Source organism: Paenibacillus sp. FSL R5-0636 (assembly GCF_037974255.1).
In the GTDB taxonomy this organism is placed as follows: domain Bacteria; phylum Bacillota; class Bacilli; order Paenibacillales; family Paenibacillaceae; genus Paenibacillus_AQ; species Paenibacillus_AQ odorifer.
In genome coordinates, this window is record NZ_CP150232.1 from 3078150 (window position 1) to 3103202 (window position 25053).

Annotated in this window: 30 protein-coding genes; 19 read left to right on the forward strand and 11 right to left on the reverse strand. The window is 44.9% G+C overall.

Features of this window, described 5'->3' with window-relative positions:
- Positions 1 to 270: 270 nt before the first annotated feature.
- From MKX34_RS13880 to MKX34_RS13890, 3 genes are read right to left on the reverse strand one after another with little or no spacing between them, the layout of a single operon-like run.
- Positions 271 to 1026 carry a class I SAM-dependent methyltransferase gene (locus MKX34_RS13880; protein WP_036686429.1) on the reverse strand — a complete coding sequence of 252 codons (756 nt, stop codon included), beginning with the start codon at positions 1024 to 1026 and terminating at the stop codon, positions 271 to 273.
- Positions 1027 to 1039: 13 nt separating this feature from the next.
- Positions 1040 to 1387, reverse strand: coding sequence for a cupin domain-containing protein (locus MKX34_RS13885; RefSeq protein ID WP_038570575.1), 348 nt, complete (start codon positions 1385 to 1387; stop codon positions 1040 to 1042).
- Between the two features lie 16 nt (positions 1388 to 1403).
- Positions 1404 to 1742 (reverse strand): cupin domain-containing protein, encoded by a 339-nt coding sequence (locus MKX34_RS13890; protein WP_076104275.1) that lies wholly within the window; start codon positions 1740 to 1742, stop codon positions 1404 to 1406.
- A 171-nt stretch (positions 1743 to 1913) separates the two neighbouring features.
- On the opposite strand from MKX34_RS13890, the gene MKX34_RS13895 reads away from it, so the two are divergent.
- Positions 1914 to 2606 carry a Crp/Fnr family transcriptional regulator gene (locus tag MKX34_RS13895; RefSeq protein WP_076104274.1) on the forward strand — a complete coding sequence of 231 codons (693 nt, stop codon included), beginning with the start codon at positions 1914 to 1916 and terminating at the stop codon, positions 2604 to 2606.
- A gap of 270 nt (positions 2607 to 2876) precedes the next feature.
- Here MKX34_RS13895 and MKX34_RS13900 read toward each other — a convergent pair whose 3' ends face one another.
- The 3 genes from MKX34_RS13900 to MKX34_RS13910 form a co-directional block, all read right to left on the reverse strand.
- Positions 2877 to 3320, reverse strand: a complete 444-nt coding sequence (locus MKX34_RS13900) for a DoxX family protein (protein ID WP_256717701.1) — start codon at positions 3318 to 3320, stop codon at positions 2877 to 2879.
- 48 nt (positions 3321 to 3368) lie between these two features.
- On the reverse strand, positions 3369 to 4205 hold the full coding sequence (locus MKX34_RS13905) for a sulfurtransferase (RefSeq protein ID WP_076104273.1): 837 nt from the start codon (positions 4203 to 4205) through the stop codon (positions 3369 to 3371).
- Between the two features lie 101 nt (positions 4206 to 4306).
- Complete coding sequence (locus tag MKX34_RS13910) at positions 4307 to 4678, reverse strand: hypothetical protein (RefSeq protein WP_036686439.1); 372 nt, start codon at positions 4676 to 4678, stop codon at positions 4307 to 4309.
- A gap of 195 nt (positions 4679 to 4873) precedes the next feature.
- On the opposite strand from MKX34_RS13910, the gene MKX34_RS13915 reads away from it, so the two are divergent.
- From MKX34_RS13915 to MKX34_RS13935, 5 genes are read left to right on the forward strand one after another with little or no spacing between them, the layout of a single operon-like run.
- Positions 4874 to 5830, forward strand: coding sequence for an ABC transporter ATP-binding protein (locus MKX34_RS13915; protein WP_235219535.1), 957 nt, complete (start codon positions 4874 to 4876; stop codon positions 5828 to 5830).
- The gene (locus tag MKX34_RS13920) at positions 5823 to 6569 is read left to right on the forward strand and encodes an ABC transporter permease (RefSeq protein WP_076297746.1); all 747 of its coding nucleotides are present in this window, start codon (positions 5823 to 5825) and stop codon (positions 6567 to 6569) included. Before MKX34_RS13915 ends, MKX34_RS13920 begins: the two co-directional genes overlap by 8 nt.
- Positions 6570 to 6571: 2 nt before the next feature.
- Positions 6572 to 6946 (forward strand): GntR family transcriptional regulator, encoded by a 375-nt coding sequence (locus MKX34_RS13925; RefSeq protein WP_036686443.1) that lies wholly within the window; start codon positions 6572 to 6574, stop codon positions 6944 to 6946.
- 13 nt (positions 6947 to 6959) lie between these two features.
- Positions 6960 to 7661 carry an ABC transporter ATP-binding protein gene (locus tag MKX34_RS13930; protein WP_170914223.1) on the forward strand — a complete coding sequence of 234 codons (702 nt, stop codon included), beginning with the start codon at positions 6960 to 6962 and terminating at the stop codon, positions 7659 to 7661.
- On the forward strand, positions 7655 to 8383 hold the full coding sequence (locus tag MKX34_RS13935) for a hypothetical protein (protein WP_036686447.1): 729 nt from the start codon (positions 7655 to 7657) through the stop codon (positions 8381 to 8383). Before MKX34_RS13930 ends, MKX34_RS13935 begins: the two co-directional genes overlap by 7 nt.
- Positions 8384 to 8494: 111 nt before the next feature.
- Here MKX34_RS13935 and MKX34_RS13940 read toward each other — a convergent pair whose 3' ends face one another.
- A complete protein-coding gene (locus MKX34_RS13940; RefSeq protein ID WP_036686449.1) occupies positions 8495 to 8875 on the reverse strand; it encodes a PilZ domain-containing protein in 381 nt (126 codons plus the stop codon).
- Between the two features lie 123 nt (positions 8876 to 8998).
- Between MKX34_RS13940 and MKX34_RS13945 the strand changes: the two genes are divergently transcribed.
- The gene (locus MKX34_RS13945) at positions 8999 to 9607 is read left to right on the forward strand and encodes a pentapeptide repeat-containing protein (protein ID WP_036686451.1); all 609 of its coding nucleotides are present in this window, start codon (positions 8999 to 9001) and stop codon (positions 9605 to 9607) included.
- Between the two features lie 441 nt (positions 9608 to 10048).
- On the opposite strand, the gene MKX34_RS13950 is transcribed toward MKX34_RS13945, so the two are convergent.
- Together MKX34_RS13950 and MKX34_RS13955 are read right to left on the reverse strand one after the other, a co-directional pair.
- Complete coding sequence (locus tag MKX34_RS13950; protein ID WP_076224159.1) at positions 10049 to 11104, reverse strand: anthranilate phosphoribosyltransferase; 1056 nt, start codon at positions 11102 to 11104, stop codon at positions 10049 to 10051.
- A gap of 9 nt (positions 11105 to 11113) precedes the next feature.
- On the reverse strand, positions 11114 to 11710 hold the full coding sequence (locus MKX34_RS13955; RefSeq protein ID WP_036686455.1) for an ANTAR domain-containing protein: 597 nt from the start codon (positions 11708 to 11710) through the stop codon (positions 11114 to 11116).
- A gap of 283 nt (positions 11711 to 11993) precedes the next feature.
- Here MKX34_RS13955 and nirB point away from each other — a divergent pair, with 283 nt between their 5' ends.
- The 11 genes from nirB to coaD all read left to right on the forward strand — a co-directional run bounded on the left by nirB (position 11994) and on the right by coaD (position 21387).
- Positions 11994 to 14420 carry a nitrite reductase large subunit NirB gene (gene nirB / locus MKX34_RS13960; protein WP_141118497.1) on the forward strand — a complete coding sequence of 809 codons (2427 nt, stop codon included), beginning with the start codon at positions 11994 to 11996 and terminating at the stop codon, positions 14418 to 14420.
- Positions 14421 to 14433: 13 nt separating this feature from the next.
- Complete coding sequence (gene nirD, locus MKX34_RS13965; RefSeq protein ID WP_170914222.1) at positions 14434 to 14751, forward strand: nitrite reductase small subunit NirD; 318 nt, start codon at positions 14434 to 14436, stop codon at positions 14749 to 14751.
- A 28-nt stretch (positions 14752 to 14779) separates the two neighbouring features.
- Positions 14780 to 15655 carry a formate/nitrite transporter family protein gene (locus MKX34_RS13970; RefSeq protein ID WP_036686462.1) on the forward strand — a complete coding sequence of 292 codons (876 nt, stop codon included), beginning with the start codon at positions 14780 to 14782 and terminating at the stop codon, positions 15653 to 15655.
- On the forward strand, positions 15652 to 16419 hold the full coding sequence (gene cobA, locus MKX34_RS13975) for a uroporphyrinogen-III C-methyltransferase (RefSeq protein ID WP_036686464.1): 768 nt from the start codon (positions 15652 to 15654) through the stop codon (positions 16417 to 16419). The genes MKX34_RS13970 and cobA overlap by 4 nt, the downstream gene beginning before the upstream one ends.
- Before the next feature lie 437 nt (positions 16420 to 16856).
- Positions 16857 to 17666, forward strand: coding sequence for a glycoside hydrolase family 73 protein (locus tag MKX34_RS13980; RefSeq protein WP_036686466.1), 810 nt, complete (start codon positions 16857 to 16859; stop codon positions 17664 to 17666).
- A gap of 20 nt (positions 17667 to 17686) precedes the next feature.
- Entirely contained in the window at positions 17687 to 17971 is a 285-nt protein-coding gene (locus tag MKX34_RS13985; protein ID WP_036686468.1) for a holin, read from the forward strand.
- Between the two features lie 112 nt (positions 17972 to 18083).
- Positions 18084 to 18506: a hypothetical protein gene (locus MKX34_RS13990; protein WP_036686469.1), complete on the forward strand. Its 423-nt coding sequence runs from the start codon at positions 18084 to 18086 to the stop codon at positions 18504 to 18506.
- 123 nt (positions 18507 to 18629) lie between these two features.
- Complete coding sequence (locus MKX34_RS13995) at positions 18630 to 18734, forward strand: sporulation protein YjcZ (protein ID WP_080742482.1); 105 nt, start codon at positions 18630 to 18632, stop codon at positions 18732 to 18734.
- 228 nt (positions 18735 to 18962) lie between these two features.
- The gene (locus tag MKX34_RS14000; protein ID WP_036686471.1) at positions 18963 to 19919 is read left to right on the forward strand and encodes an alpha/beta hydrolase; all 957 of its coding nucleotides are present in this window, start codon (positions 18963 to 18965) and stop codon (positions 19917 to 19919) included.
- A 363-nt stretch (positions 19920 to 20282) separates the two neighbouring features.
- Positions 20283 to 20891, forward strand: coding sequence for a 16S rRNA (guanine(966)-N(2))-methyltransferase RsmD (rsmD, locus tag MKX34_RS14005; protein WP_036686473.1), 609 nt, complete (start codon positions 20283 to 20285; stop codon positions 20889 to 20891).
- Positions 20875 to 21387 carry a pantetheine-phosphate adenylyltransferase gene (coaD, locus tag MKX34_RS14010; protein WP_036686476.1) on the forward strand — a complete coding sequence of 171 codons (513 nt, stop codon included), beginning with the start codon at positions 20875 to 20877 and terminating at the stop codon, positions 21385 to 21387. The genes rsmD and coaD overlap by 17 nt, the downstream gene beginning before the upstream one ends.
- On the opposite strand, the gene MKX34_RS14015 is transcribed toward coaD, so the two are convergent.
- The gene (locus MKX34_RS14015) at positions 21365 to 22591 is read right to left on the reverse strand and encodes a nucleoside recognition domain-containing protein (RefSeq protein WP_051491461.1); all 1227 of its coding nucleotides are present in this window, start codon (positions 22589 to 22591) and stop codon (positions 21365 to 21367) included. The two genes, coaD and MKX34_RS14015, sit on opposite strands and share 23 nt — an antisense overlap.
- 152 nt (positions 22592 to 22743) lie before the next feature.
- Here MKX34_RS14015 and MKX34_RS14020 point away from each other — a divergent pair, with 152 nt between their 5' ends.
- Entirely contained in the window at positions 22744 to 23781 is a 1038-nt protein-coding gene (locus tag MKX34_RS14020; RefSeq protein ID WP_036686478.1) for a SepM family pheromone-processing serine protease, read from the forward strand.
- Here MKX34_RS14020 and MKX34_RS14025 read toward each other — a convergent pair.
- Complete coding sequence (locus MKX34_RS14025) at positions 23771 to 25009, reverse strand: nucleotidyltransferase (RefSeq protein WP_036686480.1); 1239 nt, start codon at positions 25007 to 25009, stop codon at positions 23771 to 23773. The two genes, MKX34_RS14020 and MKX34_RS14025, sit on opposite strands and share 11 nt — an antisense overlap.
- Positions 25010 to 25053 lie beyond the last annotated feature (44 nt).

The window sequence follows — 25053 nt, forward strand, 5'->3', positions numbered from 1 at the left end:
CATTCAGGCAATTACTGCGCCGTCAGCAGCTGCTCCAGAATTTCGGAGGGAGCAGCGGATTTGGGCGAACTTTCATTTTTTTGTTGCGAACGGGCACTTAACACAGCAAACTGAGACACAAGGCATAAACAGATTTAGCTTTCATCGTGAGTTCCTTTCAAGCGGTTATTTTGACTTCTAGACGGTAATATCGATGAATTATATTGATAATCATTCTCAACGTCAGCGGAAATAAAAACCTATCATAAGACATGATAGGCCTGCGCACAACTATTGTTTGCTGCTGCAAACGGCAATATAATTCAGATCTTTACCCGTCGTATTAAAAAAGGTATACATCTTTTTGAACTGTTCCCGGTTCTCTTTCTTGAGCCCGTTTTTCACAATACGTAGCGCCCCGATAACCCCTTCATCACGAATGAGTCCATTGATACTCATCAAGGACATGGGACCGGTAGCATTGTCTACTTGCTTAAAGCCTGCGGAGTGGAACAATCCCGCCCAATGCCCAACAGACAGTGGTTCGACATTGATGTGAATGGTGCGGCGCAGCTCGGCCAGACGTTCTTCCATATTTTCCTTGGCAAAGGTAATATCATGGGTAAGCAGAATGCCGCCAGGTTTCAGTACCCGATAGTATTCGGCGACTGCCTTTTCCTTCGCAGGCTGGTTAAGCATCGTGAGCATGGCTTCATTAATGACAACGTCAAAGCTCTCATTCTCAAAAGGTAGCTTCAGTGCATTTCCTTGCCGGACACGGATATAGTTTTCCAAGTTGGCATTTTTGATATTTCGGTTTGCTTTTTCCAGCGCCCGCGGGTCCATATCAATACCGGTAATTTGACAGTGATATTTACCGGCCAGTTGAATGGAGGTGGTGCACATATTGCAGGCTACCTCCAATACCTGGTTGTCCGTACTCAGATTGGCTTGCTGGATCAGCCAGTTGGTTGCTGCAACGCCGCCGGGCCGCAAACGTTTTTTTCCCAGCCGCGCCAAAAAATTATGGCCTACTTCCTTTTTCATCGCATTCACCCCATTACTTATCCGGCTTGACTACAACCAGAAGCATCTGAAACGCCACTGTTGCGTGTAGGGCATGCGGAATATTGGCCGGCATAACGAGGGTCTCCCCGGCATGAACAGTGTACTTGTCTTCTCCAATTGTAATTTCCGCTTGCCCGGACAAAATGTTGACCATGGCATCTCCCGGGGAAGAATGTCCCCCAATCGACGAGCCTTTGTCCAGCGAAAGAAGGGTCATTGCCAGATTTGGCCGCTGTACAAGGGTCAGACTGGAAACCTGCTGTTCCTCTATTGTGATGATGTCCTTCAAATCAATGACTGCGGATTGCGGCAGTTTTTTAATGAATAAACCTGTTTCCATTTTGATTACCTCCGTTTTATATACTGATTTGCAGAAATTTGCAGCTGCTGCGGGCGGAATAATCATGCCAAGTGCCCGCTGGGACGATAACGGATGCGCCGGCTGTCAATTGATAGGGCTCTTCCGCCACCAGCAGATGAAGCTCGCCTTCCAGCACATGGATGATTTTAGATTTGGGGGCGGTCTCTGAACTGATGGTCTCCTCCTGATCCATGGCATACAATACCCATTCCGGTTGTGCCGCTGTTTCGGCTGCAGATACGGGCAATGCCAGCACTCGGCTCGCAATACGGTGTGGCTTAACGCTGATCATATCTGTTAAAAAAAATACCTTGCCTGCTGTAATTCCACTCATACGATCCCCCTGTTCAAAGTACAGCATTTTGTTTATTTCCAAATTGCTTGATTGAATGATTCCTGCAATTTGATATAATGAGAATGACCAATGAGAATTATTCTCATTTATTTTATTGTAGCAGAGTATTTATCATGACTCTGTTGCCATGGCAACAGGAGGCTGAGAAAATTGCAGAAATATCTGAGCAGGATACAGAGCACTATTTTGTTTAAGGGGTTCGCGGAGCGGGAGGTGCAGCAAGCGCTGAGCTGTTTGCAGGGCACAATCAAGGATTTTGCGCGGAAGGAGGTTATTTTTAGAAAAGACGATATTCTGGATTCGGCGGGCATTATTATCCATGGCAATGTTCTGCTGTGCAAAGATAATATCTCAGGCATGAGATTTATTTTCTCGGAGCTCGGGGATGGGGAAATCTTTGGCGAAACGGCGCTTCGCCTTGTCCAAGAACACAGCGGCTATGAAGCGGTGGCGGGTTCGGAATGCCGGATTCTGTTTGTCAAAATAAATAAAATTGTCCGGCCCGGCCAGGACACTTGCCATTTAAGGGGCCGGATCATTGAGAATATGCTGACCCTGCTGCTTGAGAACAACCGGTCCATCTATCAAAAGCTGGATCTGGTCTCCCACAAATCGCTGCGGGACCGTATTCTGCATTATTTAGCCCTCCAGACCAAAAAAAACAATTCCGCCTGTTTTGAAATTCCGTTTACCCGCAGCGACCTGGCTGATTATTTGACTGTTGACCGCAGCGCCTTGTCCAGAGAGCTGCAGCGGATGGCGCAGGACGGGCTGATCCGGTTTAATCGAAATCAATTTGAGCTGTTGGACGCGGAGAATCAGCTGCGGATCAGCGATTTTTAGAATAATTCCTCCAAACCTTGAAAAGAGTACGCAGCTAGAAAATGCACTAGAAAAGTATTTGACCGATCTAAACAGCATAAAAGAGGTAGTTGAAGTTAGTTAACTGTTGACTTGAGTTTTGATTTGTTGATTTTAGCTATCTATCGGAGTTACTCATAAATACAAGAGCCCGCGTCGGACGCGGGCTTTTGTATGTTACTCTCCTCCAGTAGCCACCGGGTTCTCCTCATATGAAATCCAATTACTCCGACTACCCGCATACAACTTCCTTTATAGTCTTCCAATTGCCACGATCAACGCCAGAACTACAAAAAAGATATTTACGCCGAGCTCCCGGTACTCTTTTCGCCCAATATGAAACAGCATCCCGAGCAGTGCAACCGCAGCCAAAGCGATCGCGGCGATCAGCGTTAGCAACGGAGCTATGTTCAATGCCCACGGCAAAACAAGGCCCAGCGCTCCGAGTAGCTCCGCGATTCCGATCAGAACAACTAGTCTTTTCGGCACATCATTTACCCAGGCGCATGTCTTTTTTGACGACTCAATACGAACGGTTTTCATCCATCCCGAATATACGAAGCCTGCCGCCAATACGATATGTACGATGCTGTACGGTGAAGAAGACGAAGCAGAGGCAAACGTATCCGACCTTCGGAAAATCGATTTCTTGCCGTAAACGTTTCGGTATATAGCGCAAGCTAAAAAAGCCCGCAAAGATTGCGGGCTTTTCCTTTTCTTAAATATACAAATAAAAACGAACGCTTAACCCTCTCCCGTAGCCACCGGATTCTCCTCATATGAAATCCAATCACTCCAGCTTCCCGCATACAGCTTAACATTCTTGTACCCGGCTTTGCCTAGCGCGAGCACATTAGGGCAGGCACTTACACCTGAACCGCAGTACACAATAATCTCTTGCTCAGGATCAATTCCTTCATAATGCTCTTTCAGCACCTCAGTTGATTTCCAGCGCCCTTGCTCATCGAGAACATCCTTCCAGAACTTATTGATCGCACCAGGAATATGACCTGCCTTCGGATCAATCGGTTCTTCCAAACCTTCATAGCGACGGGACTCGCGGGAATCAATCAATAGTGCGCCACCGGCGTTAACTACATTTTGCACATCTTCCATGCTAGCAAGCATCTTCTTCTGAACATCTGCTTCATACTGGCTAGGAATCCGAACCGCTTGATGATCACTGACGGGGAAGGATGCTTTTTTCCAAGCAGAGTAGCCTTCATCCATTACAAACACACGTTCATGCCCCAAATATTTAAGCATCCACCACAGACGGGAAGCGTAGGCACCACCTTGATCATCATAAGCAACAACAATACTATCTCTGTTAATACCAACCTTACTAAGTGCGGCAGTTAGCTTTGAAATTTCTGGCAGTGGGTGGCGTCCCCCGTGTGAGCTTACAGGAGCGGAGAGTTGTTCTTCCAGATGTAGATAAACTGCGCCGGGAATATGATCTTCTGTATAGGCTTTACGTCCAGCTTCCGGGTCAGTAAGTAAAAAACGGCAATCAACTATAACAAGTTCAGGCTCGTATAACCGAGCAAGCAGCCATCGAGTAGAAACGATCGGTTCCATAAAGTAGCCTTCTTTCCTGTTTAATATGTATGGAGTCATTATAGCGGAAAATAAAAGAGGGCGCACCTTAAGCTTATGGCTTAAACTGCGTCCTCTAAAAATTAGATCAAACGATATCCCGAAGGCAAGTTACCGCTGCTGCGGATATTACGGATTTGTTCGAGGGTTAAGCGTTGGTTAGTAGAAATAATGGACTCCACGTCATTACCTGAAATGAAATCATCCAGATCCCTAATGTTGCGGTTCCCGCGAAGTACACGGAAGTTCCCTCTAAACCGTGTTCTAGTGAAAAGTACCAGTGTAGCATTGCTGCTAGTAGAGAAGAACCGAAGGCTCTCAATACCATCGAGGATGTTGTCCGTATTACGAATACCCAGGTTGCCAGTATATATTCTACGGCGTCCATTGAAGTTTTCTTCATCGTACACGGTCAAGCGAGGGTAAGTCTGCGATACATGAACTTCTTTTTTCATTTGTAATTCCTCCTTTGTTATCTAATCTATGTTCATATAAATTTTTTGCTTGGCTAATAGTCTAATAGAAAGCCCTTATTTGCATTAACTTATCATTTTGGGCTTTACTTCAATAACATATTAGTGTACTATTCAACTATAACACTGACACAATAAAACGAATGAACAATACATTAGTTGGCAGGGAGGATCCGCATGAAACAGGGGAGTGGTGTAGAGATGAAAGATTCAGTCGTTCTGCAAATGAATGAGGTAAGTAAGATTATCAAAGGAAGACCGATTGTGGATAAGCTGACATTTGATATCCGTAAGGGTGAAATTGTTGGGTTGTTAGGTCCAAACGGTGCAGGTAAGACCACAACGATTCGAATGATGACGGGTTTAATACGGATGAGTGAAGGCGATGTGATTATCCAAGGTCACAGTGTAAGGAATGATTTTAAGCAGGCGATTGGCCATATCGGTGCGATAATTGAGAATCCAGAGTTTTATCCGTATATGACTGGACTTGATAATCTGAAGCAGTACCAAAGAATGACGGATAATATTGAGGCTGGCAGAATAGATGAGGTTGTAGAACTGGTAGGACTTCAAGAAGCGATGAATAAAAAAGTAAAGGCTTATTCGCTGGGCATGCGCCAACGTCTAGGGATTGCTCAGGCGCTACTCAATCGGCCCAAGTTATTGATTTTAGATGAGCCTACGAACGGACTTGATCCGGCTGGAATACGGGAAATGCGTGATTATATGCGTACCATCGCCGAAGTGGAAGGCATCTCTATTCTAATTTCCAGCCACTTGCTCACTGAAATTGAACAAATATGCCATCGGGCTATCGTAATCCAGAATGGTAAGCTGGTAACCGTAACTGCGATTGGTGAAGAGCAGGAAGCAACCGCACAAGTAAAGCTAACCATCCGTGTAGGATCGGTTGAAGCGGCGATAAACCTCTTGGAGCGTTTAGATTATGCGGAATTGGCCTCCATGGACAGCGCTCGTTCTGAAGTGATAGTAAGTCTGCTTGATAGCAGAGTACCGGAGCTTGTATCTGCTTTTAGTGATGAAGGTGTGGGAATTTTCCGGATTACGGAGAATAAACAGAGTCTTGAGGAAGATTTCTTGAAATGGACAGGAGGAAACCGCATTGCGTAACTTCAATAATCTTATTGTTAATGAATGGCTCAAGATCTCAAAGAAACGCACATTTATTGTGCCATATGTGATATTAATTCTATTATCCCTGCTATTAGGTTATATTGTTCATTCTGTTTCACCTGACATGTTTGAATCAGCTTATGATTTTTCAGCTATGATGCTGCTTTCCCAAGGGATTGGCCAAGTGATTACAATTCTTGCGATCATCGGAACAGCAGGTATTGTCTCAAAAGAGTATAGTCAAGGAACCATTAAGTTCCTGCTTATCCGCGCCAGAAGCCGTACAGCAATCCTCGCATCCAAATATGTGGTTGTACTGTTGTATGCTTTGACTTTGACTGTCATTGGAGGTATAGCCGTTTTTGGAACAGGGGCTTTGTGGTTTGGACTAAGTGGTGGAGAAGCGGGTATGAGTGAGATGCTTACAAACCTATTGTATAATCTCGTTAGTACAGTTGTGTATGGAACACTTGCTTTTATGCTGGGGATATTGACCACTTCAACGGGAGTAACGATTGGGGCTACTATGTTTGCGTTAATGATAGACAAATTGATTATTTCTCGTGATTTTTACAAATATGTTCTGTTTCCAAACTTAAATTTATCTGCTTATGAAGGTGGAGGAGCACCTATGCCTGGAATGACACTGACCTTTTCCATCGTGATGCTTGCCGTATACACAGTTGTCTTTCTTCTCATAGGTTTCTCCGTCTTTAGACGAAGGGATGTTGCTTAATCATGACAATCGAATTCGATAACAACCTGCCGATTTATATACAGATCATGAATTACATCAAAGGTGAAATCGTCACAGGTAAGCTGAAACCAGGAGATAAAATCCTCTCGGTACGAGAACTTGCCAGTGAGCTGCAGATTAATCCGAATACGGTGCAAAGAACTTTTCAGGAACTGGAGCGTGAAGAAATCGTGGAAACCCGGCGTGGAATGGGAAGATACGTCACAAGTAATGAAGGTACTATCCTGACCATCAAAAAAGAAATGGCCAAAGATGTGCTGGATCGTTTCATTCGTGGTATGCAGGATCTTGGCTTTCAAGGCGAAGATATTTTAGCGGCGGTGGCGGAGAATATCCGCAATAAGGATGGAGAATAGGGGGATACGCAAGTTGGAAAATATACTTGAGGTTCATGAAGTTACAAAAAAATATAGTTCCAAGCATGCCCTCCGCGAGGTATCTTTTAATCTGAGTGCGGGTAAGATCACGGGACTGTTAGGCAGTAACGGCAGCGGCAAAAGTACACTTATGAAAATTATCGCCGGGCTGTCACAGCCTACGACCGGTCGTGTATCGGTCATTGGGGGTTCTGTAGGAACAGAAAGTAAAGCGGTGGTATCGTTTATGCCTGATAAGCCGCTTACAGAATCTTGGATGAGTGTTTCTGATGCTCTAAAGTTCCAAACTGACTTCTATCCTGATTTTGATCTGACTAAAGCCTCGCGAATGTTGGAGTTTATGAAGCTAAGTCCGCAAGATAAGGTAAAGGATCTGTCCAAAGGGATGAATGAACGTTTACAGCTTACACTTGCTCTATCACGCCGAGCTAGCCTTTATTTGCTTGATGAACCCATTGGTGGTGTAGATCCGGTAGCTAGAACAAAAATTCTTAATGCATTGGTAGAGTTTTATGAAGAGGACAGTACCATTCTCTTATCAACCCATTTAGTATCGGATATTGAGCGGATCTTTGATGATGTGATTTTTATAAAAGAGGGAGAAATTGTGATGCATACGGCGGTAGAGGATATCCGGCTTCGCCAAGGCAAAAGCATAGATGAACTGTTCAGAGAGGTGTACGCAGAATGCTAAAGCTAGTGAAGTACGATTTTAGACGAGATAGGGATAAGTTCCTTGCTGTTTTTGTAATCATAATTCTGGCGCAGATCGGGTTGGGGTTCACTAAATTACATGACTATGAAAGGTTTATTTTGAACGGATTAACTTATGTCATCGCAGGGCTGATCTTTCTTGTCATGGCAGCACGAACCTTTTTTAACAATATAAATTCCTATAATCGTCGCCTATTGCCCGTAAGAACCCTGAACACAGTCCTTTCTCCGTTAGTACTTTTTTTAGCTCTGCTGCTGGGTATTATTTTAATAGCTTTGATGCATTTAGGCGTGTATCTCTCGATGTATTCCACATTAGTTCTTCCAGAGAATTTCTGGACAGTGGGATTGTTAGTTCTTTTGCAGGCATATTGGTTTGCCGGTTATATCATGCTTACCTTGATGGTCTCCATTACGGTTGCGCGAAGTATGAAATTTAAGGGGCGAGTATGGATTGGGCTGGCCACTGCGTATTTGTTACAGAATGGAATATCCTATTTGGAATATTTGATTTTCAATAGTAACTTCACTGCTTGGGAAAGTGTATTCCAGTTCGAGGTCATAGCTGAGACCGATACCCGAAGTGGGATACAGCTTACACAGGGTCATTTGAATCTAGCTCCTCTTCTATTTGAAGCGGTGATAGCAGTTCTCCTTATAGCAGTCATCATCAAGCTCGTTAAAAAAAGAGTGGACGCCTAACCACATGGCGGAATAGTTTTTAGAACGGAGGCAGAGCGATTTAGCTTTGTCTTCGTTTTTGTGCAAAAAAAAGACGTCCTTCTAAGTGAAGGGCATCTGTTATGGTAAGTTCTACAGACCTTCAACCCGAAGGGTGGCGGTCCATGTCTCAAGCTCTCTTATTAGGCGGTCTTCCTCATTCTCGTCCAAGCGGAATTTAACTCCATATTGATATTGGCCAAGTCCAAACATCCAACCCCAACGGGCGCTGCATAAGAGCTGAAGCTTCTCTTCATTTAATCGAAGATGAATAATAAGCCTGGTATCTCTTGCCGTGAATCGAAGATTCAAAGGGGTGCGTACTTTACAACCCGAACGGCTAAGATCGAGTAATACAGCCTCTGTTAACTTTCCAGCACCTGGACCGGAATTGTTAAGCGGAACTTCAATCCAGCATTCAAGCGGATGGTTCATAACATAACGGAATGGTTCTTTCCTGCTGGACACATCCATAATTTACCTCCCCATTGTTTATTTGCTATTATATCGAAAGGGAATGTTGAGAACAATCTACTAAAGTGCTATTTTTAATTAAGAATTAATTTTTTTAATACTGATGAAGGTGATGAGACTTATATGTACCAATACCTTAATGAAACGTTCCGTAATCACAATTTTGACCAAGGAAGCTTGCAGGATGGTGAGTTAAACAACTGCACATTCGAGCAATGCTCCTTCAAAGGCACTTCTATGGAAGAGATGAACTCTATTGGCTGTCGATTTATTGATTGTGATTTTACAGGAGCCATGCTTAATGCGTCTCACCATAAAGGTTCAGCTTTTACCAATTGTAAATTTACGGGAGCGAACCTGTTTGTATCTAAATTTGAAGATTGCAAGATGGTAGGATCGGATTTCTCAAACGCTTATTTGGACGGAATCTCGCTGCTTGGAGGGGACTGGTCGTACACGAACCTTAGACATACCAATCTAAGCAGACAGGATCTGCGGGGGATTCGATTTACAGAAGCGGATTTAATGGGCTGTAATTTGCAAAAAAGTGACTTGCGTGGAGCGGATTTGAGCCGTGTACAATTGTCTCAATGCAAGCTTAAGGGAGCGGATATGCGGGAAGCGATTGTTGAAGGCATTGATTTAAAGAGTCTGGATCTACAGGGAGTGCGGATGGATATGGAACAGGCGGTACTCTTGGCACGTTCATTTGGGGCAAAAGTAGGGAATTAGTAAATAGGGGCATCAGTTGCTAGTACTTTAGCGATGGGTGCTCTTTTTAATTGAATTTGAAGGATTTCATCAGGAAAGATGCCTAAAGACCTCCGCTAGCAAACCAATGCTTAGAGCGGAGGTGGTGGCAAACGCAGATTATTATAATTAACTCACTGCTGAACCTATGTATTATTGCATATGAAATATTATGCGTTAACGTAACCGTTTTCTGGGTTTTGCCCACCATTTGATCCATAAGAATCCATCATCATCACGAAAAAACTTTATACCTACCCAGCGTAAGGGTGTCCATACTTCTTTAAAATAATATGAAGGCATAGTCTGTTAGACCCTCCTATATAGTAAATTATTACTATATATTACGCTAATTCTACGGGATTCACAAGCTAGATTTACTAATAATTACATATTGTCCGGGTAAAATGAGGTGATAATGCATTATGCAGGACCTAAGGCACCGCTTGTGCTACCGAGAAGTGCACCCCTCCATTTCACATATACGCTCCAAGCTTCACCATTATCCAATAAGCTTTTGCAGGTATACAGCCCTTCCTCGATAGAGTTGACTTTTCCAGCTAGATGTAATCTTGCTGCACCGTTCAGCAGAGTTTGATTATAGAAAGCCATGTGACCGCCGCCCTGTAGAACTGCCTCAGCTGTCATTAGCTGTTGATGTGGTGTCCAATGGACTTCAGGAACAATTGTATCCAAACCAAATCCTTCCGGATCAATAATATCAAGAGCCGCCACACCGTTCTCGACAGTGTAAACGCGGGTAGGTCGGTCGATGAAAAGATCCTCGGAGCCTTCCACCCCTTGGACAATTAACGCCTTTTGATAACCAAGCTTTATGAGTAATCTAGATAATCGGTCAAAGACTGTATTATGGTATATCCCGAAGATAATAAAAGGAGAGCAGGCGTAGTCAATCAGCTTCTCGGCGGTGTTGAATAAGGTTCTCATACCAATTTCCTCACGGATGCTGCGAAGGTCGCCTAGAGGAGGGCACCATTCTTCAGCATCGGCAAATAGTACATTACTCTTGTTAGCAGCTGAAATGGCTTTTGTACGTTCTAGCGCAGTTTTCTCAATCCCAGATTGATAGATGATATCTTGTAAAGTGATTCCCCATTTAGGAGGCAGAGAAGCAGTACCGTGTAGTGTGACTGGCAGTCCGGCCGCGGACAATAGAAATGCAGTGGGAAAAGTTGCGATGAATGAGGATTTTCTACCATCATAGGGTCCGGCGCAATCAAGACCTTCCGCAAAAAGGGGTTCGCGATGCGCATATTTACGTAAAACGTAGACGAAAGCTTCAAGTTCTTCTACGCTTTCTAGCTTAATCCGCTCAGCAGCCAGAAAGGCTCCAATCTGAGCAGGAGATGCTGTTCGTCCGAGTATAGATTCTGCGGCATATGTAGACTCTTCATAATTTAAATCTCGGGCGCCTCTTTTGCCTCGGGCGACTTCTTTTAAAATGTTGATCATAGGTATATTCCCCCCTTAGGTTTGATCTTGCAGTAATTGATAGACTCTAACGATTGAAGTAGCTACATCAACCATACGTTTACGTTCATTCATTGCTTGTTTACGGAGAAGATCATAAGCTTCAGATTCGGAAATATTCTTGACCTTGGACAGGATACCTTTAGCCATATCAATCCATTTCCGTTCTTCGATTCGAGCATGCAGCTGTTCTCGCTCTTTACGCCATTGTTGTCTTTCGAAACATTGCTTGGCACTGAAATGAAGGATCCAATGGATCTCCTGTGAGAGCATGGAAGGCGATAATACACCATCCACCATGATATTATCTTCACATGCAGCAAGTGAAAGTGTGGCTGTTTCGTCAGTACACCACCAAAGGATTGGTGCAATCTTATGACTCATTAGTAAAGTACCCCAGCTATTGATCTCTGTGATGGGTAAATGGAGTATGGAAGCATCAGCGTCTTTGATCCGTGCCACAGCTTCTTCTTGTGTAACGGCTACTGTGACAATATATCCGGAGGAACGGAGAATGGCATCCGTTTTACTATTTGAGCGCTCGGCTGTGTCCTTCTCTGTCGTGCTATTCTGAATAATCAACAGGGAATGCATAGTTCGACGCCCTTTCTTAATCGTTATGTTATTTTATATAACACAGAAACGATGGGTTGTCGACGAATTTAAGATTTTTAAATTTTATATGTCATAATTGTTGACGTTCTCTGATTCCTGTTGTATAGTCGGTTTAACAAATTAATCATTCACGAATACAACGGTGTATTCGACTGAAGCGGCAATGGCGCCTGCTTTCACTTATCGCAATGGAAATGTAAGTTTCCGTGTGGAGTGGAGCGGGCTTTTTGGGTTTTCCAAACGGAGAGGAGAGATATAGATGATAGCTGCGCGCAAGAAACTGGTGTTAGTCGGCAATGGAATGGCGGGGGTTCGTACGATTGAACATTTGCTCAAATTAAATCCTGAGGGGTATGAGATTACCATCTTTGGTTCGGAACCTTATCCTAACTATAACCGGATCATGTTATCTTCCGTTCTTGCTGGTGGAGCGAATATGAGTGAGATCATCATCAATGATCTGGAGTGGTATCACAGCCAAGGTATTAAGTTGTATATGGGACATACGGTGACTTCAATAGACAGTGAGAGTCGAAAGGTATATTCCGATAAGGGGATCACTGCCGAATACGATGAGTTAATCCTAGCTACAGGATCGAATCCCTTTATGTTGCCGATACCGGGTGCGGATAAAGAAGGGGTCATTGCTTTTCGTGATATTAAGGATTGCCAGATCATGCAGGAGACTGCAGGATCTTATAAAAAGGCGATTGTCATCGGTGCAGGCCTGCTAGGGCTGGAAGCGGCTAGAGGTCTGTTACATCTGGGAATGGAAGTCACTGTAGTGCATATCCACGATTATATTATGGAGCGCCAGCTGGACGAAGCTGCATCAGTAATGCTCAGAAGAGAGCTGGAAGCTCAAGGAATGAGATTTCTGCTCCATAAGCAGTCCGAGGCGATTTTAGGTAAGAAGAGAGTAAGAGGTTTACTATTCACAGATGGTAGCACAGCCGATGCGGATCTTATTGTCATGGCAGTTGGGATTAAACCAAATGTTGAATTGGCAAAGAAAAGTGGTGTGCAGATCAACCGCGGAATTATCGTAAATGATTATATGGAGACGAATATCCCCGGTATCTTTGCTCTGGGGGAATGTGCCGAGCACCGAGGAATCGCTTATGGTCTGGTAGCTCCTTTATATGAACAAGGTGCCGTATTAGCAAAAAGGCTGGCTGGAGTTAAGGTTGAAGGATACATGGGTTCTGTAACTTCTACCAAGCTGAAAGTATCTGGTGTTGATGTATTCTCAGCAGGACAATTCACCGAGCCGGACGGGTCCAGGGCGCTGCGATATCAGGATGAAATAGAAGGAGTCTACAAAAAGCTAGTTATACAAGATGACATGTTAATCGGGGCAGTACTATTTGGTGATACCAGCGACGGTGCTCACTTGTTCTCGATAATTAAGAATAAAGAAAATATTAGTGGAAGAGAAAAGGAACTGTTATTAGGAATCTCAGCGGATGTGTTCTCATCGACGCAAGGGAATCGGTTGGAAGTTATGCCGGAAGATGAAATCATTTGTGGATGTAATGGTGTTTCGAAGGGGACTATTGCTGAAGCGATTGAGTCTGGAGGCTGTACCAGTGTAGGGCAAATTAAGGCGTGCACCAAAGCATCCGCTTCCTGTGGGGGCTGTAAACCACTTGTAGAAGGGTTATTGCAACTCTATGCAGGTGATGCGGTCACCGTAGTTAAAGAAGGAATATGTGGCTGTACAACGCTGAACCGTGATGAAATTGTTTCTGAGATAAAAAGAATGAAGCTAATGACAGTTAAAGAAGTGATGAATGTTCTGGAGTGGAGTCAGGAGGAAGGTTGTGCGAAATGCCGCCCGTCGCTGAACTATTATCTGGGCATGTTGTGGCCTGAGGAATATATAGACGAGAAAGAGTCTCGTTATACAAACGAGCGATATCACGCCAACATTCAGAAGGACGGGACTTACTCTGTGGTTCCGCGAATCTATGGGGGGGTAACTTCACCTGCAGAATTGAAGAAGATTGCAGAGGTTGCCGAGAAATTTGCTGTTCCTATGGTGAAGTTTACTGGAGGACAAAGACTAGATTTGCTTGGCGTTAAGAAGGAAGACTTGCCTAAGATGTGGGAGGAGCTGGATATGCCTTCCGGGCATGCTTATGGCAAAACGTTACGTACAGTGAAGACCTGTGTGGGGTCTACCTTCTGCCGATTTGGCACTCAGGATGCGATCAGTATGGGGATTACACTGGAAAAACAATTCGAACGCCTGAATGCGCCGGGTAAAGTGAAACTTGCGGTTTCCGGATGTCCTCGTAATTGTGCGGAAGCGACGATTAAAGATTTTGGTGTTGTGGCGATAGATGGTGGATGGGAACTGCATATTGGTGGGAATGGAGGGGTACATGTGCGGGCCACGGATCTTCTATGTGTGGTGAAGACTGAAGAAGAGGTAGTCGAATGGGCAAGTGCGTTCTTACAATATTACCGTGAGCAGGCCGGCTGGAATGAGAGAACTGCACACTGGGTTGAACGAGTAGGGGTAGACAATATAAAGAAAGCTCTTGAAAGTCAGGAGGAGCGCTTGGCGCTCAAAGAACGAATTGAGACAGTGCTGGGGCTCACTACTGATCCTTGGAAACAAATTGTGAATGAGCCAGAACTACGTAAGAATTTCGAAGCTATTGCACAAATAGAGAGTGTTTAAAGGGGGGCTAATGATGACTATAACCAAAATGCTCGTTGGTAAAGTAACTGATATTGATACAAGGGGTTCACGAACTTTTAGGGTCAATGACATGGAGATCGCGTTATTTCGACTTTCAGATGGTGAGGTTCTTGCGGTAGAGAATAAATGTCCTCATAAAGGTGGCGCATTATCCGAAGGGATGGTATGTGGTACGAAGGTTCACTGTCCTCTGCACGACTGGAAGATTGACCTGCATAGTGGAGTTGCTATGGAGCCAGATAAAGGCTGTGTTGTTACATTTGATGTAGAAATTGATCCTAATAGTGGTTCGATCTATGTAACCATTTAAAGAAAAGACCGTTGAAGGGGGATTAATCATGGATTATATCAAACCACGTGAAGTGCTGAACGCTATGATTGAAAGCGGCAAGAACAAAGCAGAGTTATCTATCCTGCAGTTATTGGTGAGAGGTAGTCTGGGTGGAGCGATTCTGGCTTGTGCTACTACACTTGCATTTACAGCTGCGGCGCAGACCGGGATTCCTATGGTAGGAGCTATTATTTTTCCGGTAGGGTTCGTAATGATTATTCTACTTGGTCTAGAGCTAGTGACAGGCAGTTTTGCGCTGATCCCTCTGGCGGTTCTGGAAAAGAAGACAACAACGAAGCGGATGTTGAACAACTATTTATGGGTTATATTCGGACATCTGCTCGGTTGTGCGGTATACGCTGTTCTTTATGGCCTTACGATTACAAAAATGGGCACAGATATGAGTCATCCAATGATTCAAACCCTCATTAATACAAGTGAGGCCAAGACCATTGCCTATAAAAATATGGGTGGAGACGGAATGCTGTTAGTTATTATTAAAGCCATGCTCTGTAACTGGATGGTTACCTTAGGGGCTGTTATGGCTATGACTTCGAGCTCTACCTCCGGTAAAATCATTGCCATGTGGCTGCCAATCCTAACTTTTTTTGGACAGGGGTTTGAGCACACCGTCGTAAATATGTTCGTGATCCCTGCAGGGATGATGCTGGGAGCGAGTGTTAGCTTTGGTGACTGGTGGTTATGGAACGGCATTCCTGTTCTCCTTGGAAATTTTATTGGAGGTGTTCTGTTTACTGGAATTCTATTCTATCTCTCTCAAAAAAGTTTCAAGGGCAGTCGCTTAACTCCTGCGTCTGATGTATCGACGGGTCGCGGAGATTCTGTTGTGCTGGAACAGGTTGTGTTGGAGAAAACGATATGAAGCCGGGATGCGTAGCTATAGTTGGAGCGGGACCGGGAGATCCAGAACTTATAACGATAAAAGCAATGCGGCGAATCCAAGAAGCAGACGTTATTTTATATGATCGCTTGGTAAATGAAGAATTGCTTAACTATGCCAAAGCCGGAGTAGTAGTAATCTATTGTGGTAAATCTCCAGGCCAGCATTCAATGTCACAGGAGAAAATTAACGGGCTGCTCATTCAATATGCTAGCGAAGGCCATAGAGTGGTCCGACTCAAGGGTGGAGACCCCTTCGTATTCGGCAGAGGCGGGGAAGAAGCACTGGCTGTCGTGCAAGCTGGTATTCCTTATGAAGTCATTCCGGGTATAACTTCCGCAATCGGTGTAGCCGCTTCCGCTGGAATTCCCCTGACACATCGTGGTATTGCAGCGTCTTTTGCCGTCGTCACGGGTAGTCGCTGCCCTGAGCATGTTGCTCCTATACAATGGAACCGGTTAGCGCATAGTGTAGATACTCTTGTTATTTATATGGGAGTTAGTCAATTAAGCCATATTCGTGAACAACTCTTAATACACGGAAAAGATGCCCAAACACCGATTGCGTTGATTGAGAATGGTACATTTGCTTGCCAACGAACAGTGACAGGCACGCTGGAGAATATCGATAAGCTGGCAGTGGCCACAAAGATTAAAAATCCTGCTCTTATTATAGTAGGGGAAGTTGTGAAGGTGAGAGAGCAACTGATACATTTACAGGGATTAGTGAGATCGGAAATTAGCTAAACACGGGAAAAGTGCTTGATCACAGTGGATAGCAGATGTCGATGTCATGAAAAGATAAAGGAGCAGCGGTTCTCCAATAATAGGAGAACCGCTGCTCCTTTTTTGGAGCGTTGTTTGGCTGCTTTTACACCGCCGAGTCATATTCAGTCTGCTTAAGCTTAAGGACCCGGATGACGTTATTAGCATGTATTTAACCATTTGAGCATGGTTTCGGACCCCAGTGACACTATTCCATATGAAGAGCATGATATTGAGTGATTTTGGTGCCAATTGCGGCTATGGAGTCCGTTAACATTCCAAATGTGAGCTAATGCTGCGTATAAGGTCAGCTGAGTCCTATAGCGGATACGAATCTAGTAAAAACACAATGTTAGTAGGGGATAAGCACAGTCATTTTATGATGCCTCGCATTTAATAAATGGAGAGGATGTGATGAGATGACAGAAGGCGAGTTTATAGCGAAGATTGCAAATTTTGCTGTAAAGGACATGCAGCTCACTAAGGTTCCCGCTTCGTTAACCATTGCTCAAGCGGCTCTGGAGTCAGGCTGGGGCAGCAGTGGATTGACTGTGAAAGCGAATAATTTGTTTGGGATCAAAGGAAGTGGACCTGCTGGCAGCATTACTGTACAAACTACTGAATATATTAACGGTAAAGCTGTTAAAGTTAATGCCCCTTTTCGAGCCTACAACAACTGGGGAGAATCTATCGCGGATCACTCCGAATTGATTGTGAATGGAGTCTCATGGAATCGCAACCTTTACAGCAAGGTTCTCGGTGCGAGTGGCAAGGCGGCCGCACAAGAGATTGCCGCAGCTGGCTACGCTACTGATCCGAACTATGCAGCTAAGCTGATTCAAATTATGAATACCTATAATCTGTATCAATATGACGACAAATCCATGGGAGGAGATGATGAGATGTCCGCAGAGGATAAGCAAAAGCTTGTTAGTCTAGAATCGGAAGTAAAGGAACTGCGTGCCCTTATTGCAGTTCTTACAGCTAGCAGGGATACGCTGAAAACAGGTGTGCAAGAACAGGGGCAGTCGATCACTAAGCTTAGAGATCGGGTGGCATTAATTGAAAATCGAGCAGTCATGAATGTCCCTGCATGGGCTGAGGCGGCTGTGAAAACAGCGACTGCGGCAGGACTTCTCGATACTCCATCGGGTGGCAGTTACGATTTCTATCGCATATTAACGGTTCTGAACCGTGCAGGTTTACTTGTAACAGAAAGTAAAAAATGAAATAAGGAGGATTAAAAAACATGTATAACGATGCTCTCAACAGTGTGCTTGCCTTTGCTTCAGTCCTAGCTGTTTTTGTAATGGCACTAGTACAACTTGTGAAGAATAGCATTGAACTTCCGCGGAACATTGTGCCAGTTGTGGGGTTGGGTATTGGCTTGCTGGTTGGAGCAGTTGCCTATCCGTTCACTGATATGAATCTGATTCTGCGACTCTGGGCGGGGGGGCTTGCGGGACTATCAGCGACCGGGTTGTTTGAACTGGCGTTTAATAAAAGGGATGGGACGAAAAAAGATGATAAATAGATTTTGCCTATGAGTTTTATAAAACAATCGTTTTACACTGGTAATGTGGCTATGCATTCTATCGAGAACACTAATATATTATGGTATGCCAATATATAAAGGGGGTGCAACGATGGGAACTTACCTTGATGCAAGAACATCTCAAAATGCCAGCCTCGCCAACTCTATATCTATTCCTATTACGGTACTTAACACGCCGCAGCTCTTTGGACAGATTGGGTTGTTAACGGCTGGAGTGACTACCAATCCACGCGTTCTTCTTAAAGGAACGATATCTGTAACGCTTCCGTTAGCTTTAGTAGGTATCACAATTACGATTGTAAGAGGAACCTTGGCTACTGATCCAAAAGTGTATTCTGCTACTTCTACTTTTTCTCTTAGTCTTCTGGCTCCGCAAGTAATAACCTTTTCAGCAGCGGATTTCTTACCAGCCATTACACCTCAGCTCACTTATACAGCATTTGTATCTTCTAATCTTCTCGGTACAGTACGTGTGGGTCCGGAAAGCTTTGATGGTATTTTAGTTTCTGATTAGATGTTGAGCTCATAACCTCGCTGGTAGCCCAGTGGAGGTCTTTTTTTTTAACCGTACGCCCAATCTTCTAGGGGGATAAATACATATTATATATTGTATTCTAAATACGGAGGAGGTCTTCTCATGGGTGCTGAATATGGTCAGGTTGGTGGCGCTTTTACTTCTACAGGCGCAATCTTAGTATTGTTCATCTTATTAGTAATTATTACAAGTGCATGTATGTTCTAAATTTCTAAAATAGCAGGGCTCCATGTTGGCATTTTGCCGACTTGGGGCTTTTTTTTGTAAATGTTGTGTCCATTAAAGCTATATAAATTAATGAATTAAAAGAATACTAATCACGTAGTGAATAACATGAGTTTACAATACTGTGATTTTGAATATTCAAATATACATGGTATCTTAGTCTGATAACATAGATTAATACTGTTAAATTTTATTTAGGAGAGAGCTAGTTTGAAGAAAAAAATGATGATCGGAATTTCTTCTGTTATTGTACTTTTAATCATTGTTGTGACTGTGGGAAGTTTTTATTTCTATCATGTTGCTATTGCACGTGCTTCAAAGGATTTCTTAAATGAAAGCCCTGACCTGCAGTCCAGTCCAGAGGTAGAACAATCTAAAGATACCTCGAAGGCAGACCAAGAGTGGTGGGATACCCAGAGCTTTGATAGATGGGAGATAGATTCTGATGACGGAATACAGCTTAAAGCGTACTATTTAGCTGCCCCTGAACATTCCGATAAGACAGTTATTGTTGCTCATGGGTATGCTGGAAATGCAACTCAAATGAGTGGATATGCCAGAATGTATTATGAGAGACTTGGATATAATATTTTGCTGCCGGATGCCAGAGGACATGGTGAAAGTGGCGGTGACTATATCGGATTTGGATGGCCTGAACGTAAGGATTACCTGAAGTGGATTCAGAGTGCCCTAAAAGCAAATGGTGAGGATACACAGATCATCCTGCACGGTGTTTCCATGGGGGGAGCTACCGTTATGATGACAAGCGGAGAGGATTTACCAGCTAATGTTAAAGCAATTGTGGAAGATTGCGGTTATACCTCAGTGAAGGACGAGCTTACCTTTCAATTAAAAAGAATGTACCATCTCCCCGCCTTTCCAATTGTAGATACGACCAGTATGCTAACAAAGATTCGGGCAGGTTATTCCTTTGGTGAAGCCTCAGCCTTAGAACAGGTGAAGAAATCTAAAACGCCAACCCTGTTTATTCATGGCGATAATGATACTTTTGTTCCTACGGAAATGGTTCATACGGTATATGAGAATAGTCCGGTCGAGAAGGAGCTTTACATCGTTCCTAATGCGGGTCACGGAGAAGCTTTCCGCATGGATCCGGTTAAGTATGAGAGCGTAGTTTCTGAGTTTATCGGAAGATTTGTGAAATAGTTGCTGCTGAAAAGGCTGCCGAAAGGGTAGTCTTTTTGTGTTTATAAAACCGTTAAACATAAATTCGGGGCCCTATCTCTAGGGCCCCTTTCATGGGAGAGGAGAAACCGGACGAAGAGCTTATGGGGAAACGTAAGCCTGCTCCGCGGTTGTCTACGACATTTGTGGTGTCGATAATTACATGATGTCCCTGGAAGTCCAATCTTATACATTAAGATGACTTATTTCTCTGAATAAGCTGTTTCGCCTTCTTATTTCATATCTAGACAAATTTTTTATTTCATCGCGCAAATGTGTTACGATAGGCGTGGACTTATGCCCTTTTGGGCATAACAAACAGAGATATAGAGCGGGTGAATAACAGTGAGAGTGGTATCGGGAAGTGCAAAAGGAAGGCCACTGAAGAGTGTTCCGGGAAGTGGGACAAGGCCTACGACCGATAAGGTGAAGGAAGCTGTATTTAGCATGGTAGGCCCATATTTCGAAGGTGGAGCGGTGCTGGATTTGTTCGCCGGTACTGGCGGTTTGGGGATCGAAGCCTTAAGCAGAGGGATGGAAAGCGGTGTATTTGTTGATATGGATCCTAAAAGTATCGACACGATCCGCGCCAATCTGAAGGCTACCAAGCTGGAAGAACAAGCGCAGGTGTACCGTAATGAAGCTGGAAGGGCGCTAGGTGCGCTGGAGAAGCGGGGAAAAGTTTTTGATTTGGTCTTTTTGGACCCTCCCTATCGCTTGAAGCACGGGGATGAGCTTATGCTTATGATGGTCGAAAAAGGAATGCTGCAAGAGGACGCGATTATTGTTCTGGAGCATGAATCAAGTTATGCCTATCCTGAAGATATTCCAGGATTTTATAGGCTGCGTCAGGCCGTATACGGAGAAACGACAATTTCTATTTACCAGTATGAAGCTAATCCTACAGAGGAAAGTGAAGCTGGTGAGGAGGTAGAGAATGAGTCAGCAAATTAGAAAAGAACGTGTTGCCATTTATCCAGGTACCTTTGATCCCGTGACTATGGGACATATGGATATTATTCGGCGCGCATCCAAGCAATTCGACCGTTTGATTGTAACGGTGCTTAATAATTTGAGTAAAAACCCGCTGTTTACTGTAGATGAACGGACAGAGCTATTAAGACAGGCAACCGCTGATATTCCCAATGTGGAAATTGACAGCTTCCGTGATCTGTTAGTGAATTATGTTCGTCAAAAAGATGCTCAGGTCATAGTTCGGGGTATCCGTACCGTTACTGACTTTGAATATGAGCTGCAAAACGCATCGATCAACCATAGCCTGGATCCCGATGCGGAAACGATTTTTATGATGACTAATCCGAAATATTCCTACTTAAGTTCCAGTGTTGTTAAAGAGATCGCCCATTTCGGCGGGAATGTGACTGATTTTGTGACGCCTGAGGTTGAACAAGCGATGAAGCGTAAATTTAACCGAGTCGATGGCGAATAGTACTTACCAGATAAGTTCCAGCAGATAATCCCAACAGTATGATGAGCAGAAGTGCTTGCAGACTTAGCAGCTGTGGAAAAGAGCTCCATATGTCCGTAACATTCATGGTGCCGGTTGGAGTCGGGCGTGAGTCTGCAAGTGCTGGTAAAGCAGCTTTACGGATAGCCAGCAATGGTTTCCAGAGCAATAAAGTTAACAGAAAAGCATAAAGTCCATGCATCAGACGAACCGTAGCGTAGGGTAGAAATCTGACTCTGGCTTGTTTGAGCATGGTCAGCACCTGTAGTTGTGCACATAGTCCGCTCCAGCCCAGTGCAGCAGACAGCAAAGCTATCCCGAGCATACTAGAGGGACCTGTTCCAATGCTTTCCAGCCCTTTGCTGATTGCGTCGGCGCCTAAATGAATTTCCAGTAGGCTTGCTGGCAGAGCAGCTGGCAATGCGGGAAGTACAGTAGTGATGATATTGATGACTACAGCGAACATAATCATGTAACCGCCCACGACCATCAGACTTTGCACGGCATTAGCTACGGACTCACCGAGAAGCTTGCCGAAGCTGCGACCGTCTTTTGCTCTGGCATCTGTTGCTGCAAGCTGAACACGACTATATAAAGAAGGACGTTTGGTGTCCGCAGAAATCTTATCAACTGGTTTCGTGTTCGCTGACCGTCCCTTTAACAGAGCATCGGTATAGCTGGCTAGAAGTCCAGAGATCCAATGGATGGCCAGCAGGAAATAACCTGCTGAATTACTGTGTAGAAAAGCTATGCCAATTACTATAAGCATGGTTACTGGGCTGGCGAAGTGTGTAAGTGCTGCAAGTCGAGCGGCTTCCTTGTCAGAGATGCTGTTCTGCTTGTGTAGCTGCATGACCCCTCCAGCTCCACCGGGGAATCCGGCTGTGATTCCGAGTGCCAAGGTCCAGCCGCTGGCACCGGGCAGACGAAAGACCTTTTTCATCAATGGCTCCAGAAGCACTCCAAAACCATGCACGAAACCCGAAGCGGTAAGCATCTCTGACAGCATCAGGAAGGGGAGCAGGGCAGGGAATACGAGTGTCCACCAAAGCTTCAATCCTTGGAGTGAAGCCTCAAAGGAGCTCTCCGGTGAGATAATAATTGCAATGGCTATCAGGATTGCCATAATCCCGGGTATAAATGGTGTGGAGCGTGTAGCTAGTCGGCGTATTTGAATATTTTTCATTTCTCAGATCACCTCTTCATAACTTAAGGCATGGACGATGTGTTATCAATTTATGCAGAGTAGACAACCATCATGCCAAACCACTAGTCGAAGCGGTAATGAAGTTCAATCATTCATATCCTAAATGTGCCGCGGGAAAGAAGGGAAGAGCAGTGAAGCAACTGAAGCATCGGCCGGGTTTCCGCGCCACAGCTTATCTGTTTACGTTTGTAGTTATCGTGTATGTATTTGTCTTTATGAACACCCCGTACATCGTATATCAGCCAGGCAGTGCATCTGAAGTTGCCCCTATGATTAAGGTGGAGAATGCCGATCCGGCTGAAGAAGGAACGTTTATGATGACTACGGTGTCTGCTAGTTATGCTAATGTGGCCTTATTGGTCGCCTCTGCTTTTAATTCCAATTCAGAGGTTGTGCGAAAAGAAACCCGGCTAGGGGATAAGTCAGAAGACGAATATGCTGCGGAGCAGGTTTTTTACATGAATAGCTCACAGTCTTATTCTGTTCAGGCCGCTTATCATGCAGCGGGAATTCCATATGAGGATGTAGTGGATTATCTCTACGTCTTTTCGGTTCCTGTAGAAAGTAATAAGGGACAATTTCTGCCGGGTGATAAAATCATTAGCGTAGAAGGACAAAAAGTGCCCGATCCTGAAGCACTGTCTAAACTGCTCTCCACTAAAAAAATCGGAGATCAAGTCGCTGTTGTTTTGCAAAGAAATGGCAAGGAAGTTAAAGAACAAGTGACGCTGGTTGAAATAAAGGATAAAGAGGGCGCGGCCGTTCGACCTGGTTTTGGAGTCACTATTGCCGCCGTTCAAAAAGTAAAACCAAAAGAAGCAGGGAAAGCTGTCAGTTTTGTAGATACAAATGTTGGCGGACCTTCGGCAGGGCTAATGTTCACTATGGAAATTTACAATCGCCTTACTTCTGGTGATTTAACTAAAGGCCATAGGGTTGCAGGGACGGGTACGATTAACGCTGAGGGTGTGGTAGGTGCTATCGGTGGAGTGAAACACAAGATCGTGGCTGCGGACCGAGAAGGGGCGGAGATTTTTTTCGTGCCTGTTAAGAATTATGACGAAGCCAAAGCAAAAGCTGATAAAATCGGCACATCTATGAAGCTGGTGCCTGTATCTACGCTGGATGAGGCGCTGAAGTATATGGAGGAACTGCCGGTCAAACCATGACCGGAGGTTCCAAATAATCGCGGTACATATCAATTCTGCGGGGTTCCTTAAAAGCTCCCGCGAAAGCGGAAGCGGCTTGAAGATCTCGCTCAAGCTGCGGATGGGAACAAAGGGACGGGCGCATGACGATGGGCAACGTAGCTTTTTGTTTCATCTCTTTAAGCAGTGCTCGTCCGCTTTCTCTAAAACCAAGAATGCGAATATATCCGGGCCCCTCTGCTAGTATGGAAGGGGTCATTTCTTTTTTAGAATGATTTAACAGAACATGTAGCAGCAGCCGTTGGAGCCGTGTATGCGTGTAGCGCTTACTCTTAAGGGTGTGAAGCAGGCCTGAAACAGAGAATTGCTCCAACTCAGGTAAAAGCCGCAGTATCCGGTTTTCCAAGCCTTCATTCATATCGTGGATTGCTTGTAACTCGGCAGCGGTATGGGTAGACAGCAGATGGCGGAGAGGGATATTGAAGCTCTCTAAGCTCAGAGGACCCCTTCCGGCTGCATGCTCTCTTTCCAAAATGGACACGCTATAATCCGGCATATAAGCAGCAGGAGAGCCACCTTCTTGCAGCAGCTTGCGGATGGCCGTCGCACTTGCAATAGAAGAGTCGGCTTGTAATGGATCATGGAAGCCTGCTGCCGTGCGCGGAACGGTTAGTGGCATTATCTTGCTGTGCAGCCGCTGCAAGGCGATAAGATAATGCAGGCCAAGGCTGTTATTCGGCTGGCGTAGCAGCTCGCCTGCATCTCCGGGACTCTCCGTTTCCGGGAGAGTCCCTTCAAAGGCCACCGCCGCCGCTGCGCTGTAGGCGGCGGGAAAGCTTGCTCCGAGCGCCATGCGGCGGCGGATCTCGCTCTGAAGCTCGCTACTTTCCTCAGCCAGATATCTGGCCAGCGGGAGCAGCGAGCCCAAAGTGCCGGCTTCGGAGCCGAAGCACAAGCTGTCCACGACCCCGGTCGCTTCCAGCAGTGCAACTGCTCCGAACGCGAACCACTCGGCTGGCTGGACGGCATAGGCCACCGGCAGCTCAATGACGAGGTCGGCGCCCATATGCAGCGCCATCTCTGTCCGGGCCTGCTTGCTAACCGCCGCCGGCTCGCCGCGCTGGGTAAAGGGACCACTCATGACGACGATGGTGCGCTCTGCGCCGGAGAGTCTTTTGGCTTCTGTGAAGTGATGCACGTGTCCGTTATGTAAAGGATTGTATTCTGCGATGATTCCAACCGTTGTCACTGTGGCTTCCCTCCGATAAGTAAGGTATATTTATTGAGTTTAGT

Bases quoted from the DNA above. Each gene is read 5' to 3' on its own strand.
- MKX34_RS13880 (WP_036686429.1), bottom strand. From the start codon at position 1,026: ATGAAAAAGGAAGTAGGCCATAATTTTTTGGCGCGGCTGGGAAAAAAA.
- MKX34_RS13885 (WP_038570575.1), bottom strand. From the start codon at position 1,387: ATGGAAACAGGTTTATTCATTAAAAAACTGCCGCAATCCGCAGTCATT.
- MKX34_RS13890 (WP_076104275.1), bottom strand. From the start codon at position 1,742: ATGAGTGGAATTACAGCAGGCAAGGTATTTTTTTTAACAGATATGATC.
- MKX34_RS13905 (WP_076104273.1), bottom strand. From the start codon at position 4,205: ATGGAACCGATCGTTTCTACTCGATGGCTGCTTGCTCGGTTATACGAG.
- MKX34_RS13910 (WP_036686439.1), bottom strand. From the start codon at position 4,678: ATGAAAAAAGAAGTTCATGTATCGCAGACTTACCCTCGCTTGACCGTG.
- MKX34_RS13915 (WP_235219535.1), top strand. From the start codon at position 4,874: ATGAAACAGGGGAGTGGTGTAGAGATGAAAGATTCAGTCGTTCTGCAA.
- MKX34_RS13925 (WP_036686443.1), top strand. From the start codon at position 6,572: ATGACAATCGAATTCGATAACAACCTGCCGATTTATATACAGATCATG.
- MKX34_RS13935 (WP_036686447.1), top strand. From the start codon at position 7,655: ATGCTAAAGCTAGTGAAGTACGATTTTAGACGAGATAGGGATAAGTTC.
- MKX34_RS13940 (WP_036686449.1), bottom strand. From the start codon at position 8,875: ATGGATGTGTCCAGCAGGAAAGAACCATTCCGTTATGTTATGAACCAT.
- MKX34_RS13945 (WP_036686451.1), top strand. From the start codon at position 8,999: ATGTACCAATACCTTAATGAAACGTTCCGTAATCACAATTTTGACCAA.
- MKX34_RS13955 (WP_036686455.1), bottom strand. From the start codon at position 11,710: ATGCATTCCCTGTTGATTATTCAGAATAGCACGACAGAGAAGGACACA.
- nirD (WP_170914222.1), top strand. From the start codon at position 14,434: ATGACTATAACCAAAATGCTCGTTGGTAAAGTAACTGATATTGATACA.
- MKX34_RS13970 (WP_036686462.1), top strand. From the start codon at position 14,780: ATGGATTATATCAAACCACGTGAAGTGCTGAACGCTATGATTGAAAGC.
- cobA (WP_036686464.1), top strand. From the start codon at position 15,652: ATGAAGCCGGGATGCGTAGCTATAGTTGGAGCGGGACCGGGAGATCCA.
- MKX34_RS13980 (WP_036686466.1), top strand. From the start codon at position 16,857: ATGACAGAAGGCGAGTTTATAGCGAAGATTGCAAATTTTGCTGTAAAG.
- MKX34_RS13985 (WP_036686468.1), top strand. From the start codon at position 17,687: ATGTATAACGATGCTCTCAACAGTGTGCTTGCCTTTGCTTCAGTCCTA.
- MKX34_RS13990 (WP_036686469.1), top strand. From the start codon at position 18,084: ATGGGAACTTACCTTGATGCAAGAACATCTCAAAATGCCAGCCTCGCC.
- MKX34_RS13995 (WP_080742482.1), top strand. From the start codon at position 18,630: ATGGGTGCTGAATATGGTCAGGTTGGTGGCGCTTTTACTTCTACAGGC.
- coaD (WP_036686476.1), top strand. From the start codon at position 20,875: ATGAGTCAGCAAATTAGAAAAGAACGTGTTGCCATTTATCCAGGTACC.
- MKX34_RS14015 (WP_051491461.1), bottom strand. From the start codon at position 22,591: ATGAAAAATATTCAAATACGCCGACTAGCTACACGCTCCACACCATTT.